The following is a 12,144-nucleotide window of genomic DNA, read 5'->3' as shown; positions in this document are numbered from 1 at the left end:
GTGGCGTACGGGCGCGACGAAGCGGTCCATGAGGCGCTCGGCGTTGGCGGTGATCGCTACACGCAGGATCACACCACACCATGATCGAAACAAGCGCTTGGGCAAAGAATGTCACAACGGGCCATGGGCCGCCGCCAGCCGGGCCACGGACCGGCTGACGCGGCGAGGGCTCCCCGCTCGACCGGCAGGAAGGTCGAGCGGGGAGCCCCTCATGTCGACGGCGGCGCCTCCTTCAGCGCCAGTAGAGCGGATAGCGGCGGCTGGGCAGGAGCCTGCCGAGCAGCACGCCGCCCGCGATCACGACGACGCTCGCGACGAGCACCGGGGTGACGAGGTACAGGGGCGGCGGGGCGGTGAGCCCGATCACGGCGGCCGTGGCGGCCGCGGGCGGATGCGGGGCGCGCAGCAGCAGCATCGGCGCCGTGGACAGGGCGGCCGCGACCGCCGCCGCCCACACGGACGGGCCCGTCATCGAGGTCAGCGCCAGTGCCACCGCGGTGGCACTGATGTGGCCGAGCAGGATGCTGCGCGGCTGCGCGAAGGGCGCGCCCGGGGCCAGGGCCACCAGCCCCGCCGAGGCGACGAACGGCAGCGCGAACAGCGCCAGCCCGGTGAGGCCGGCGACGGCGGCCAGCGACAGCAGCCCCGCGAGCGCCGCCACCGTGGCCAGTAACACCTCCTTGAGAGGAGTACGGGGAGCCGCCGCGCGGCGGCGCACGTGAGTGGTCATGAGAGCTCCAGAAGGGTCAGTCCGACAGGCGGCGGAGGAAGTCGCGGACCAGGGCCGCGAGCTGGGCGCCCCGGGTCTCCAGGGCGAAGTGGCCGGCGTCCAGGAGCTGGATGCGGGCGTCCTTCAGGTCACGGGCGAACGCCAGGGCCCCGTCCGGCCCGAAGATCTCGTCGTGACGGCCCCAGACGGCCAGCAGCGGGGGCTGCCGGGTGCGCAGGTACTCCTGCCACCTCGGGTACTGCGGCGGGTTGGTGGCGTAGTCGAGGAAGAGGGCGAGCTGGATGGCGTGACTGCCGGGCCGGTCGAGCACCGCCTGGTCCAGGGCCGCCTTGTCCGGGTTGACGAGCGAGGCGTCGCGCACGCCGTGCGTGTACTGCCAGCGCGTGACCTCCTTGGTGTAGTAGCCGAGCAGGGCCGCGGTGTTCTGCTCGGACGGGTCGGCCCAGGCCTTCTTGAACGGCTCCCAGAACCCGGTCAGTCCCTCTTCGTAGGCGTTGCCGTTCTGGGTGACGATGCCGGTGATCCGCTCGGGGTGTCGCAGGGCGAGGCGGAAGCCGACGGGGGCGCCGTAGTCGTGCACGTAGATCGCGTACTTGCTGACGCCGAGGGTGTCCAGCAGCCGGTCCACCACGTCGGCGAGGTGGTCGAAGGTGTAGTCCCATTCCTCCGCGGCCGGAGCCGAGCTGTGGCCGAAGCCCGGATAGTCGGGCGCGATCAGGTGGAACTCGTCGGACAGCTCGGCCATCAGCTCCTGGTACGCCACGGATGAGGTGGGAAAGCCGTGCAGGAGGACCAGCGTGGGCGCGGACGGGTCACCGGCCTCCCGGTAGAAGACGTCCAGCCCGTCGATCTCCGTGGTGCGGTAGCGCATGCTCATGACTCACTCCTTAACCGGTCAAACTTGTTTTGATGGTTAAGTGATAGCATGACGATCGATAACCCGTCAAACCATCTTTGGGGGTTAATGTGAGGGTGCGGCCGCTGAAGGGCGAACCTGTCGCGCTGGACCTGATGGACACCGTCTGGGTGGAGCACGGGTCACTGGTCGACCAGTTCGACGACCTCGAAGGGGTGCGCGCCTGGCTCGCCGATCACGATCTGGGCGAGGACGACGGGCTCCAGCGGGTGCGCGACCGGCTGGTGGAGACGCGTGACGCGCTGCGCGACGCGCTCGAAGGCCGGGGTCCCGACCGGCTCAACGCCGTGCTCGATCGGGGCGCCCGGCGGCCGAGGATGCGGGACGGGGAGCCGTACGAGCTGGTGGTCGTGGACGACCCGGCCTGGCGAGCCGGCTGGGTGGCGGCGGCGGACTTCGTGCGGATGATGGGCGAGCGGCCCGAGCGGGTGCGCAAGTGTGCCAACCCGCAATGCGTGCTGTGGTTCCTCGACGTGAGCAAGAACGGCAGCCGCCGCTGGTGCTCGATGGAGGGATGCGGCAACCGGGCCAAGGTCGGCCGCTTCAACCAGCGCCACAAAAGCACCGGCTGACCCGTCCGGCCGGGGTGCCGTCGGCGTGCTCCCCGGCCGGCCGGTGGCGATCGGGCGGCTACCAGCCCAGTTCGTCGCACCCGCGGTGGTCGGCCGGCTCGACCTGGAGCGTGGCGTGGGCGATGTCGTGGCGGCGGCGCAGCACGTCGCGGGCCCGGTCCAGGACGGCGTGGGCGTCGCCGTGGTCGCCGGCGACCAGGTGGGCGGTGGCGACGTTCATGCCGGAGGTGAGCGTCCACAGGTGCAGGTCGTGCACGTCACGTACACCGTCGACGGCCGCCAGGTCTGCCGCGACGGCGGCCGGATCCACCCCGGCGGGCACGTGCTGGCCCAGCACGGTGAAGACCTGCCGCCCGAGCGAGACGGCGCGCACGGCCACGAAGACGCCGATCGCCAGGGCGCCCAGCGTGTCCCACAAGGGTTGTCCGGTCGCGGCCACCAGCCAGCCCGCCACGATCACCCCCACGGATCCTGCGGTGTCGGCGACGACCTCGAGATAGGCGCCCTTGACGTTCAGGCTGTCGGCCGCCCCCTTGCGCAGGAGCAGCAAGGCGACGACGTTGACGACCAGGCCGATGGCGCCCACGACCAGCATCGGCCCCGCGGAGACCTCCGCGGGGCCGCCGATCCGGCCGACGGCCTCGGCCACCACGTAGCAGGCGACGCCCAGCATGAGCACCACGGCCAGCAGCGACGCGAACACCTCGGCCCGGTAGGAGCCGTAGCTGCGGCGGCCGGTGGTGTCGGGCCGGGTGGCGATCCGGGTGGCGACCAGCGCCGCGCCGAGCGTGACCACGTCGGCGGCCATGTGCCCGGCGTCAGAGAGCAGCGACAGCGAACCGGACAGCAGGCCGAAGACCAGCTCGACCACGAAGTAGGAGCCGACCAGCGCGAACGAGACCGCGAGGCGCCAGCGGTGCCGTCCGGCGGCGTGGCCGTGCCCGTGACCTGCGCCCATTACCGCTCCTCCCCGCGTTCGGGGTGGATGGGCTGGGTGTGCTCGGCGTGGGCGAGCGCCAGGTCGAGCAGCATCCGCACGTGCGGATCCGCCAGCCGGTAGTACGCCATCCGCCCGGCCCGGCGGGCCGCCACGACCCGGTGCGCGCGCAGCAGCCGCAGCGCGTGGGACGCGGCCGACTCGCTCTGCCCGGTCGCCGCCGCGAGATCGCACACGCACAGCTCGCCGTCCAGCAGCGCGACCAGCAGCCGCAGCCGGTTCGGATCGGACAGCAAGCCGAAGACCTCCGCCGTGTCGGCCACGTCCTGGGCGGCGGGCATCCGCTCGCGGACCGCCTCGACCCGGTCGGCGTCGACCACCTTGACCGCACAGCCGTCCACGCTCGCCAACCTCATATCTGAAGAGCTGTTCATATGTGCACCGTAACAGAGGCGAACGGCGTCCTTCCAAAAATCTTCGCAATCCCGGGAATACCCCATGGGGGTATATCGCTTGAGGGGGGCGTCATGCCTGCTAGGGCGGGACGTCCCGGCGGGACCTCCTCTGCCACAAGGGAGACTGCGATGAGAAAGCTGCCATTGGCGATCTGGGCGATGGTCGTCGGAGCGTTCGCGATGGGCGCCGACGAGTTCATCGTCGCCGGTGTCGTCCGCGAGATCGCCGAAGCACTGAACGTCACGATCGGCGCCGTCGGCGCCTTGGAAAGTGTGTACGCCCTCGGCGTCGCGATCGGCGCACCGGTGTTCACCGCGCTGGGCACCAGGTTCGGCAGGCGGTCGATGCTGCTGACGACCGCCGGCGTGTTCCTGTTGGGCAACCTGCTGTCCGCCCTGGGGCCGGCGTACGGGACCATCATGGCGGGCCGGATCGTGTCGGCCATGGCCCACGGGGCGTTCCTGGGGATCGCCGCCGTGTTCGCCGCCGAGCTGGTGGAGCCGTCGCGCAAGGGGCGTGCGGTCGCCATCGTGTTCTCTGGCCTCACGGCGTCCACGATTCTCGGCGCGCCGATCGGGGCCGCGGTCGGGCAGGCGCTCGGCTGGCGGTTCACGTTCTGGACCCTGGTGGTGTTCGGCGGGGTGGCGCTGCTGGGCCTGCTGGCCTCACTCGGCCGCACCACCGCCCCGGCCGCCCACCACGACCACGCCCCCGCACCAGCCGCACACGAACACGCTCCCGTACAAGCCGCCGGACACCACGAGCACGCTCCCGCCCAAACCCACGCCGCCCAGCACGATGGGAGCCACGGTCCGCAGCACGGCGCCGGGCACGGCACGCAGCCCGGCACCGAGTTCGAGGGGCTGGACGCGCACGCGCTCGCTCACCTGGGCGGCGGCGGCCAGGGCCCGTCCATGCGGGAGCAGCTGGCCGCGCTGCGCCGGCCCGCCGTATGGGGTGCGCTCCTGACCACGATGCTGGGCTACGGAGGCGTCTTCACCAGCTACGTCTACCTGGCCCCGCAGATCACCGAGGTGACCGGGTTCGAGGCGGGCTGGGTCACGCCGCTCCTCCTGCTGTTCGGGATCGGCCTCTTCGCCGGCAACCACCTGGGCGGCAGGCTCGCCGACCGGGCCGTCATGCCCACGGTGATCGGCTCCCTGGCCGCCCTGGCGGTCGCATTGTTCGCGATGACGTTCGCCATCCACAGCAAGCCCGCGACCGTCGCCATGATGCTGCTCTTCGGCACCGCGGCCTTCGCCGTGGTCGCCCCGCTGCAGCTGCGCGTGATGAATGCCGCGGGACACGCACCGGACGTGGCCTCGGCCGCCAACATCTCCGCCTTCACCCTGGGCAGCGCCATCGGCATCTTCCTCGGCGGCGCGGCCATCGACGGCGGCCTCGGCCTGACGTCGGTCAACTGGGTGGGCGGCCTGCTCACCACCGCGGGCCTGCTGACCGCCCTGGCCACCTGGGCGTTCCTGGACAGGCGCCAGGTGCCTGCCCCGGCCCACCACCACTGATCGCACAACACGAAGGGCCTCCCCGGCGCGCCGGGGAGGCCCTTTCGGCGTTACGCGGGCGGGCGGACCGACAGGGCGTGGCGGAACACGTTCCGCGGGTCCCAGCGGGCCTTCACCCGCTGCAGGCGGGCATAGTTGGCGCCGTAGTAGATCGTGGACCAGGGCACGCCGGAGGTGTTCCACTTCGGGTCGGCGTGGTCGATGTCCGGGTAGTTGATGTAGGCGCCGCCGCAGTTGCCGCCGGGCACGGGCACGCCTCCGGTGGCGGCGAACGTGCGCTGGTGGAGCCGGCGTACCCACTCCAGGTGTGCCTCGCCGTCCTGCCCCTCGTCCCAGGTGACCAGGTGGAGCACCTTCAGGATGGACTCGCGCTCCACGGTGGCGGTCGCCGCGGGCCGCACGGTGTTGACCTGGCCGCCGTACGACAGGAGCCAGAGCAGGCCCCTCGACGAGACGTCCCCAGCGACGCTGAGGTGGTCGAAGGCCACGTCCGCCTGCTCGTCGGAGAACGGCCTGCGCAGGTAGGCGGACTTGCCCTTGTAGCGGCCCGTCTCCGACTCCGCGCCGAGCGAGAGCGCACGCACCGCCTGGAACCACGGTTCGCGCTGGAGCGGCGGGACGTAAACCTGCGGGGTGACGCCCTCGGCCACGGCGGCGAAGTGCTCGCGCAGGAGCTGCTCGGCGCCGGGCACGCCGGCGTCGACCTGGGCTGGGAGGATCATGCCTCCGGGGTCGTCGCCCCTCTGGCGGCCGGGGATCAGCAGCGAGCCCCACAGGGAGACCTGCGGGCTGCCCGGGGCGCTGTTGCGCACGTGCCACTCGGCGTAGTTGCGCAGCAGCTTGCGGAACGACTCCTTGGTCATGCCCTCCCACGACCAGATGGCCGCGCCGGACAGCACGTTGGCGGGCGGTTTGGGCAGCAGCCCGGCGGGGTCGTTCCCGCCGGCGGCCGGGTCGCGCATCCAGTAGCGGGTGACGATGCCGAAGTTGCCGCCGCCTCCGCCCGTGTGCGCCCACCACAGGTCGTGGTTCGGGTCGGCCGGGTTCCTGGTCGCGACCACCGCGCGGGCGCGCCCGGAGCGGTCGGCCACCACGACCTCGACGGCGTGCAGGTGGTCCACGGTGAGGCCGTGGCGGCGCGAGAGGGGACCGTACCCGCCGCCCGCGATGTGGCCCCCGGCGGCCACGCCCCCGCATTGGCCGCCGGGAACGGTGACGCCCCACCCCAGGTAGAGCTTGCGGTACGCCTGCATCAGGGTGGCGCCGGCCTCGATGGCGAACGCGCCGCGCTCGCGGTCGAAGTACACCTCGTTCATCTCGCAGATGTCGATCACGACCTGCGCGCCGTCGCCGACGAAGTTCTCGTAGCAGTGGCCGCCGCTGCGGACGGTGACGCGGCGGTTCGCGCGGACGGCCTCGGTGACCGCCGCGACGACCTGCTCGGTGGAGCCGGCCACGTGGAAGTAGTCGGGCTCCGCGCGGAAGCGCTGGTTCGTCCTGCGTACCGCCAGGTCGCCGTAGCGGGGGTCGGCCGGGCGTACGACGACGGGGCCGAAGGGCGGGCCGGTGGAAGCCTCCGCCGGCGCCGTGAGCGCTGCCGTCATCGCCGCGCCGCCGAACGCCGCCGTACCTCCGAGGAATCCACGGCGCGTGACCTCGCTCATGGTCCACCCCCTGCCGCCTGTCGGGAATCATGTGCCTTCGACGCTAGAAGCGCGGCCGTGGACGGAGAATGCACCCAGGCGTACGCGGGGGTGGAGCTAGGTACACCGGTCAGGGCTTCAAGCGGCGCCGGCGGGCGGGCGCGCCCGACGTGGAGCAACGTGATGGCCGGGCCCGGCGAGCCGGCGGTGGGCGAGCCACCCGCCCCACCGTGGCAACGCCTCGTCGAGTGGAGTGGTGTCGTCAGCGGAGGATCGAGGTCTTCGACGGCTACTTCGCCTGCGGCGGCGTTATCCGCCGTCCCGCCCGGTCACCGGAAGGTCCTCCTCCGTTCGGGGCCGTGGTCTCCACCGCGGACAGCAGGAGGTCGATGCCGAAGGAGTAGTAGGCGTCGAGGTCAGGAGGGTTGGAGAGGGTGGTGGCGAAGGCGGCCAAGTGAGGGTAACGACCGGGAGGCAGGCGTTCCAGATCGAGGCGATGTTGCCGCCTGAGTTCCGCGGTCTCCTCCTCGCCGCCTCCCACGCCACCGGGCTGGCAGGACACCATCGTCGCGGCCCCCAGGAGCAGGTAGGTGGCCACCTGGTCGGCTTGCTGAAGCGTGAACCCGGCCTCGGCGAGCAGCCCGATCGCGGTGTCGGTGGCCCGGAGGTATCCCTCGGCCGCGCTCTTGTCGATCATCGGCAGGAGGGTGGACAGGTACGGGTGCGCGCGAGTCTGCTCCACCAGCGCGGTGACCATCGCGCAGAGACGCTGGTTCCAGGGCCCATTCGGGTCCAAATCGGCGACGAGCGCTGTGAGCACGTGGTCGGCAAGCGCGGAAAGCAGCTCGTCCTTGTTCTTGACATGCCAGTACAGCGCCGTCGGCGCGACGCCGAGTTCGGCGGCGAGCCGGCGGATGGTGACCGCTTGGAGCCCGTCGGTGTCGGCGATCTTCAACGCCCGCCCAATGACGGCTTGGCGAGTCAGTTTTTCCGGAGCCACTTGACAACTGTACGCAGTACAAGGTCTCCTGTGCAAAGTTCATGTACGATGTCCATGTACAGCGTTCATGAACATCGTACAGGGAAGCAGGCGACCGTTCCCCTCGGGAGGCGCTTCGCGGTCAGCCCGACAGGCAAGATCCCCAAGGAGGCGCCAGCATGAGACACGACGACAGGGCCGGATCCACGCGCCTGCACCGCTTGGACCGCTGGCTGTACCGCGGCGGTCGTCCCAACCGGCTGGCACGGGCGATCAACCGGGTCTGGGCCACCGTGTTCGCGACCGGGGTGATGCAGCCGGACCGGATGGTGACCCTGCAGGTGCCAGGCCGGCGTACCGGCCGCGCCATCTCCTTCCCGCTGGTCGTCGCGGACTACCAGGGCGAGCGCTACCTGGTGGCGATGCTCGGCCAGGACACCAACTGGGTGCACAACGTCCGCGCGGCCGGAGGGCAGGCGGTTCTGCGGCACGGCCGACACGAGGCCGTGCGCCTGAACGAAGTCGATTCCGGAGCCCGTGCGCCCATCCTGCGCCGCTACCTGGCCATCTCGCCGGGAGGCCGCACCCACATCCCGGTGAACCCGCAGGCACCGCTGGAGGAGTTCGAGCAGATCGCCGGGCAGTACCCGGTCTTCCGCATCACCCCCGACCGGTCGCCGGCCCCGCCCGGCGCCGGCTAGCGCGGGTCGCGGCGCAAGGGGTGGTCGGGCGGGACCTGCACCAGGACGATGCGGTGGCCGTCTGGATCCGCGATCCACAACTCGACGAGACCCCACGGCTCCAGGCGGGCCTCGCGCAGCACGGTGACGCCCGCCTGCCGCAGCCGCTCCTCCTCGCGCGCCACATCGCGCACCTGCAGCCAGAGCGACACTCCCGGGCTCGCCCTGTCCTCGGAGTGCCCGGAGAGCTCCAGGAATCCCTGGCCCAGGAAGAGGACCACGCCCGGGTGCTCGGGCGGGCCGAACTCGCGGTACACGGCCAGGCCGAGCGTCTCGGCATAGAAGCGGCGGCTGCGCGCGAGATCCTTCGGACGCAGCAGTACGCGGCTGCTCAGCACCTCCATGCCGAACCTCTTCCCCGGCGGGCCGGCCAGGACGCGGGATTCGCGGACGCGGTGAAGTCGTTCAGCGGGCGGGCTCTTGCATGCGGCGGGCGATGTCCTCGCGCAGCGCCTTCTTGTCGATCTTTCCGATCTTGGTCGTGGGCAGCTCCGCGCAGTGCACGACCCGGTCGGGCAGCTTGTATGCGGCCACCCCGGCCTCGGTCAGGGCGGCCCGCAACTCCTCGAGGCTCACCTGTTCCCCGACGATGTAGGCGCAGATCCGCTCGCCGAGCACGAGGTCGGGCATGGCGACGACGGCGACCTGGGCGACGGCGTCCAGGCGGTAGAGGAGGTTCTCGACCTCCTCGGCGGAGATCTTCTCCCCGCCTCGGTTGATCATGTCCTTGTCGCGCCCCTCGACGATCAGGTTGCCGTGCGGGTCGCGGCGGCAGATGTCGCCGCTGCGATACCACCCGTCGGGGGTGAAGGCCCGCGCGTTCTGCTCGGGCGCGCGGTAGTAGCCGCGCGGCGTGTACGGCCCCCGCGTGAGGAGCGAGCCCGGCTCCCCGTCGGGAACGGGCCGGTCCAGCTCGTCGACCAGCAGCACCTCGTCCTCCGGGCACATCGGGCGGCCCTGAGTGGTGCAGATGATCTCCTCGGGATCATCCAGCCGGGTGTAGTTGAGCAGCCCCTCGGCCATGCCGAACACCTGCTGCAACGTGCAGCCCAGCACCGGCCGCACCCGGAAGGCCAGCTCGTCGGCCAGCCGCGCGCCGCCCACCTGCAGCACGCGCAAGGAGGCGAGCCGATCGCCCGGATGAGCGGCGGCGTGGTCGAGCCAGCGCGCGGCGACCGCCGGCACGACCGAGGTGTGGGTGACGCCCTCGGCGGCGATGACGGGGAAGGCCTTGGCCGGGTCCGGCGACGGCGCGATCACCACGCGCCCGCCGGCCAACAGCGTGCCGAGGATGCCCGGGCAGGCCAGCGGGAAGTTGTGGCCCAACGGCAGCGTCGCGAGATAGACGCTGTCCGCGCCGATGCCGCTGACCTCCGCGCTGCGGGTGGCGTTGTAGGTGTAGTCGTCGTGGGTGCGGGTGATGAGCTTGGGCAGCCCGGTGGTGCCCCCGGACAGCAGGAAGACCGCCACGTCCGAGCCGCCGGGCGCCCGCGCGTCCCAGCGGGACCGCTCGGCGGCCGGGTCCGCGGCGGGCGCGCACAGCTCGGCCAGGTCGACGCCGCCCGCCCCGAGCACGAGCAGGTGCTCCAGCGACTCGACCTCGTTCACGAGCTCCTTGGCGAGCCGGAGGTGGTCGAAGCCGCGGTGCTGGTCGGGGATCGCGATGGCGACGGCCTCGGCGTGCCCGGCCAGGTGCAGCAGCTCGTGGCGGCGGTGCGCGGGCAGCGCCATGACCGGCACGATCCCGCTGCGCAGGCAGGCCAGCGTGAGCACGACGAACGGCCAGCCGTTCGGCAACTGCACGACGACGCGGTCGCCGGGGCGCAGGCCCAGCGCGGCCAGCCGGCCGGCCGCGCCGTCGGCGCGGGAGCGCAGCTCGGCGTACGTGAGCCGGGTCTCGCCGTCCACCAGCGCGATCTCTTCGGTGTCCGGGAGGTAGGAGGCGAGCGGGCGGCCGCGCCAGATGCCTTTGGCCCGGTACGCGGCCGCCAGCTCCTCGGGCCAGCCGACGACGCCGTCAGCGAGCGGTTGGGGCATCGTTCATCTCCGAAGTCGCCGTGGCCGAGGCCACGAGGTCGGCGCGGCCGGACAGGATCACGGTGAGTGCGGCGTCCGTGTCCAGGTCGTCGTCCACGAGGATCGCGGGCAGCCCGCGGCCGAAGCGTACCCGCTCCGAGACGAGCGTGCGGGTCAGCGGCGTGCCGCCGTGCACCGCCACGGCGCCGCCGTCGGGGACGGCGGCCACGATCGCGGCGACGTCGCGCTCGTCCTGCGGCGCTGCCACCGGCGTCGCCCACTCGGGCGGGCCGGCCAGGACGCGCCCCGGCAGCAGGTGATCTCCCACCCGCAGCGGAGTGTGCAGGGGTGGCGCGCCGTGCCTGCGCTGCCACTCGCGCAGCGTCGCGTCGACGAACTCCGGCGCCCGGCGCCGCAGCCGGCCGGCCGTGATGCTGCGCGACATGAAGTGGAAGGCGAACTGCCACGGCTCGAACGCGTCGTGGTAGGCGCCGAAGTGCTCCCACCACGACAGGCTGGGGCGGGCGGCGTCCTGGATGCGGTCCACGGCGGGCCTGGCGGTGGCCTCGTACGCGGCCAGCGCCGCGTCCAGGTCGCCGGGGTGGGTCTCCAGCGCGGCCGACAGCGCGATCGCGTCCTCCATCGCCATCTTGGTGCCCGACCCGACGGAGAAGTGCGCGGTGTGCGCGGCGTCGCCGAGCAGGACGACGTTCGCGTGCCGCCAGCGGCGGGCCCGGCGGGTGTGGAAGGAGGCCCAGCGTGAGTTGTTGACCAGCAGCTGATGGCCGTCGATCCGCTCGCCGAACAGCTCCTGCAGGTAGTCGCGGCTCTTGAGGTCGCTGACCCCGGGCGGCTGGGCGGGGTCGAACCCGTCGAGACCGGCGGCCCGCCACGACGCCTCGTCGGTCTCCACGATGAACGTGCCGACCTTGTCGCTGATCGGATAGCCGTGCACCGCGAACACGCCGTGGGGGCCGCGCTCGTGAATGAAGGTGAGGCCGTCGAACTGGTAGTCGGTGCCGAGCCAGATGAACTTGGCGGTCGCCGTCTCGGCCGACGGCTCGAAGATCTCCGCGTACCGCTGCCTGATCCGCGAGTTGGCGCCGTCGCACGCCACGATGAGATCGAAGCCGTCCAGGTCGTCGAGCTGCGCCTCGGTGCCGAAGCGCAGCTCGGCGCCCGCCTCCCGCGCCCGCTCCTGCAGCAGCGCCAGCAGCGTGCGGCGGGAGAGGGCGGCCATGCCGTTGCCGCCGCACCGGAGGCGCTCGCCCTTGATCCTGACCTCGATCTCGTCCCAGTGCCTGCCGTGCTCGGCGAGGGCGTGGCGCAGCACCGGGTCGGCGTCGTGGATGCCGTCCAGGGTGCGGTCGGAGAAGACCACGCCGAAGCCGAAAGTGTCGTCGGCCCCGTTGCGCTCGAAGACCACGACCTCGTGCTCGGGTCGCGCCCGCTTGATCAGCGTGGCGAGGAACAGCCCGCCGGGGCCGCCGCCGACGCAGGCGATCCGCACGCTCATCCCGCCCCGCGCCCGGGGCATGACATGTTCCATTCCACGGCTCGGAACCTACAACTAATAAGCGACGATCGTCAATGAAATGACACCTACATGTCAGGCAACCGTTGTTTTCCAGG

12 protein-coding genes are annotated in these 12,144 nt (G+C 71.9%); 3 read left to right on the top strand and 9 right to left on the bottom strand.

Annotated elements, in window-relative coordinates:
- Positions 1 to 232: 232 nt before the first annotated feature.
- Both EJK15_RS31095 and EJK15_RS31090 read right to left on the bottom strand, forming a co-directional pair.
- Positions 233 to 730 (bottom strand): HPP family protein, encoded by a 498-nt coding sequence (locus EJK15_RS31095; RefSeq protein WP_138714042.1) that lies wholly within the window; start codon positions 728 to 730, stop codon positions 233 to 235.
- A 16-nt stretch (positions 731 to 746) separates the two neighbouring features.
- Positions 747 to 1,607 carry an alpha/beta fold hydrolase gene (locus EJK15_RS31090; RefSeq protein WP_138714041.1) on the bottom strand — a complete coding sequence of 287 codons (861 nt, stop codon included), beginning with the start codon at positions 1,605 to 1,607 and terminating at the stop codon, positions 747 to 749.
- Between the two features lie 89 nt (positions 1,608 to 1,696).
- Between EJK15_RS31090 and EJK15_RS31085 the strand changes: the two genes are divergently transcribed.
- Positions 1,697 to 2,218, top strand: a complete 522-nt coding sequence (locus EJK15_RS31085; RefSeq protein ID WP_240777328.1) for a CGNR zinc finger domain-containing protein — start codon at positions 1,697 to 1,699, stop codon at positions 2,216 to 2,218.
- Positions 2,219 to 2,276: 58 nt separating this feature from the next.
- Here the strand turns inward: EJK15_RS31085 and EJK15_RS31080 are convergent, their stop codons facing one another.
- Both EJK15_RS31080 and EJK15_RS31075 read right to left on the bottom strand, forming a co-directional pair.
- Entirely contained in the window at positions 2,277 to 3,176 is a 900-nt protein-coding gene (locus EJK15_RS31080; RefSeq protein WP_138714040.1) for a cation diffusion facilitator family transporter, read from the bottom strand.
- The gene (locus EJK15_RS31075) at positions 3,176 to 3,571 is read right to left on the bottom strand and encodes an ArsR/SmtB family transcription factor (RefSeq protein ID WP_138714039.1); all 396 of its coding nucleotides are present in this window, start codon (positions 3,569 to 3,571) and stop codon (positions 3,176 to 3,178) included. Before EJK15_RS31075 ends, EJK15_RS31080 begins: the two co-directional genes overlap by 1 nt.
- A gap of 168 nt (positions 3,572 to 3,739) precedes the next feature.
- Here EJK15_RS31075 and EJK15_RS31070 point away from each other — a divergent pair, with 168 nt between their 5' ends.
- Positions 3,740 to 5,134 (top strand): MFS transporter, encoded by a 1,395-nt coding sequence (locus EJK15_RS31070; protein WP_171074631.1) that lies wholly within the window; start codon positions 3,740 to 3,742, stop codon positions 5,132 to 5,134.
- A gap of 50 nt (positions 5,135 to 5,184) precedes the next feature.
- Here EJK15_RS31070 and EJK15_RS31065 read toward each other — a convergent pair whose 3' ends face one another.
- Together EJK15_RS31065 and EJK15_RS31060 are read right to left on the bottom strand one after the other, a co-directional pair.
- Positions 5,185 to 6,798: an FAD-binding oxidoreductase gene (locus EJK15_RS31065; protein ID WP_138714037.1), complete on the bottom strand. Its 1,614-nt coding sequence runs from the start codon at positions 6,796 to 6,798 to the stop codon at positions 5,185 to 5,187.
- Between the two features lie 268 nt (positions 6,799 to 7,066).
- Complete coding sequence (locus tag EJK15_RS31060; RefSeq protein ID WP_138714036.1) at positions 7,067 to 7,777, bottom strand: TetR/AcrR family transcriptional regulator; 711 nt, start codon at positions 7,775 to 7,777, stop codon at positions 7,067 to 7,069.
- A 158-nt stretch (positions 7,778 to 7,935) separates the two neighbouring features.
- Here EJK15_RS31060 and EJK15_RS31055 point away from each other — a divergent pair, with 158 nt between their 5' ends.
- Positions 7,936 to 8,457, top strand: a complete 522-nt coding sequence (locus tag EJK15_RS31055; protein ID WP_138714035.1) for a nitroreductase/quinone reductase family protein — start codon at positions 7,936 to 7,938, stop codon at positions 8,455 to 8,457.
- On the opposite strand, the gene EJK15_RS31050 is transcribed toward EJK15_RS31055, so the two are convergent.
- The 3 genes from EJK15_RS31050 to EJK15_RS31040 all read right to left on the bottom strand — a co-directional run bounded on the left by EJK15_RS31050 (position 8,454) and on the right by EJK15_RS31040 (position 12,049).
- Positions 8,454 to 8,840: a VOC family protein gene (locus EJK15_RS31050; protein WP_138714034.1), complete on the bottom strand. Its 387-nt coding sequence runs from the start codon at positions 8,838 to 8,840 to the stop codon at positions 8,454 to 8,456. The two genes, EJK15_RS31055 and EJK15_RS31050, sit on opposite strands and share 4 nt — an antisense overlap.
- A 61-nt stretch (positions 8,841 to 8,901) precedes the next feature.
- Entirely contained in the window at positions 8,902 to 10,533 is a 1,632-nt protein-coding gene (locus EJK15_RS31045; protein ID WP_138714033.1) for a (2,3-dihydroxybenzoyl)adenylate synthase, read from the bottom strand.
- Complete coding sequence (locus EJK15_RS31040; RefSeq protein ID WP_240777327.1) at positions 10,514 to 12,049, bottom strand: FAD-dependent monooxygenase; 1,536 nt, start codon at positions 12,047 to 12,049, stop codon at positions 10,514 to 10,516. Before EJK15_RS31040 ends, EJK15_RS31045 begins: the two co-directional genes overlap by 20 nt.
- Positions 12,050 to 12,144: the final 95 nt, after the last annotated feature.

The organism is Nonomuraea basaltis (assembly GCF_005893125.1).
Classification (GTDB): Bacteria; Actinomycetota; Actinomycetes; order Streptosporangiales; family Streptosporangiaceae; genus Nonomuraea; species Nonomuraea basaltis.
This window is presented reverse-complemented; position numbering and strand designations above follow the sequence as displayed.

What these genes read in the sequence shown, in the direction of transcription:
- EJK15_RS31040 (WP_240777327.1), bottom strand. Translation starts at nt 12,049, where the DNA reads ATGCCCCGGGCGCGGGGCGGGATGAGCGTGCGGATCGCCTGCGTCGGC.
- EJK15_RS31080 (WP_138714040.1), bottom strand. Translation starts at nt 3,176, where the DNA reads ATGGGCGCAGGTCACGGGCACGGCCACGCCGCCGGACGGCACCGCTGG.
- EJK15_RS31095 (WP_138714042.1), bottom strand. Translation starts at nt 730, where the DNA reads ATGACCACTCACGTGCGCCGCCGCGCGGCGGCTCCCCGTACTCCTCTC.
- EJK15_RS31045 (WP_138714033.1), bottom strand. Translation starts at nt 10,533, where the DNA reads ATGCCCCAACCGCTCGCTGACGGCGTCGTCGGCTGGCCCGAGGAGCTG.
- EJK15_RS31075 (WP_138714039.1), bottom strand. Translation starts at nt 3,571, where the DNA reads ATGAGGTTGGCGAGCGTGGACGGCTGTGCGGTCAAGGTGGTCGACGCC.
- EJK15_RS31070 (WP_171074631.1), top strand. Translation starts at nt 3,740, where the DNA reads ATGAGAAAGCTGCCATTGGCGATCTGGGCGATGGTCGTCGGAGCGTTC.
- EJK15_RS31050 (WP_138714034.1), bottom strand. Translation starts at nt 8,840, where the DNA reads ATGGAGGTGCTGAGCAGCCGCGTACTGCTGCGTCCGAAGGATCTCGCG.
- EJK15_RS31090 (WP_138714041.1), bottom strand. Translation starts at nt 1,607, where the DNA reads ATGAGCATGCGCTACCGCACCACGGAGATCGACGGGCTGGACGTCTTC.
- EJK15_RS31055 (WP_138714035.1), top strand. Translation starts at nt 7,936, where the DNA reads ATGAGACACGACGACAGGGCCGGATCCACGCGCCTGCACCGCTTGGAC.
- EJK15_RS31065 (WP_138714037.1), bottom strand. Translation starts at nt 6,798, where the DNA reads ATGAGCGAGGTCACGCGCCGTGGATTCCTCGGAGGTACGGCGGCGTTC.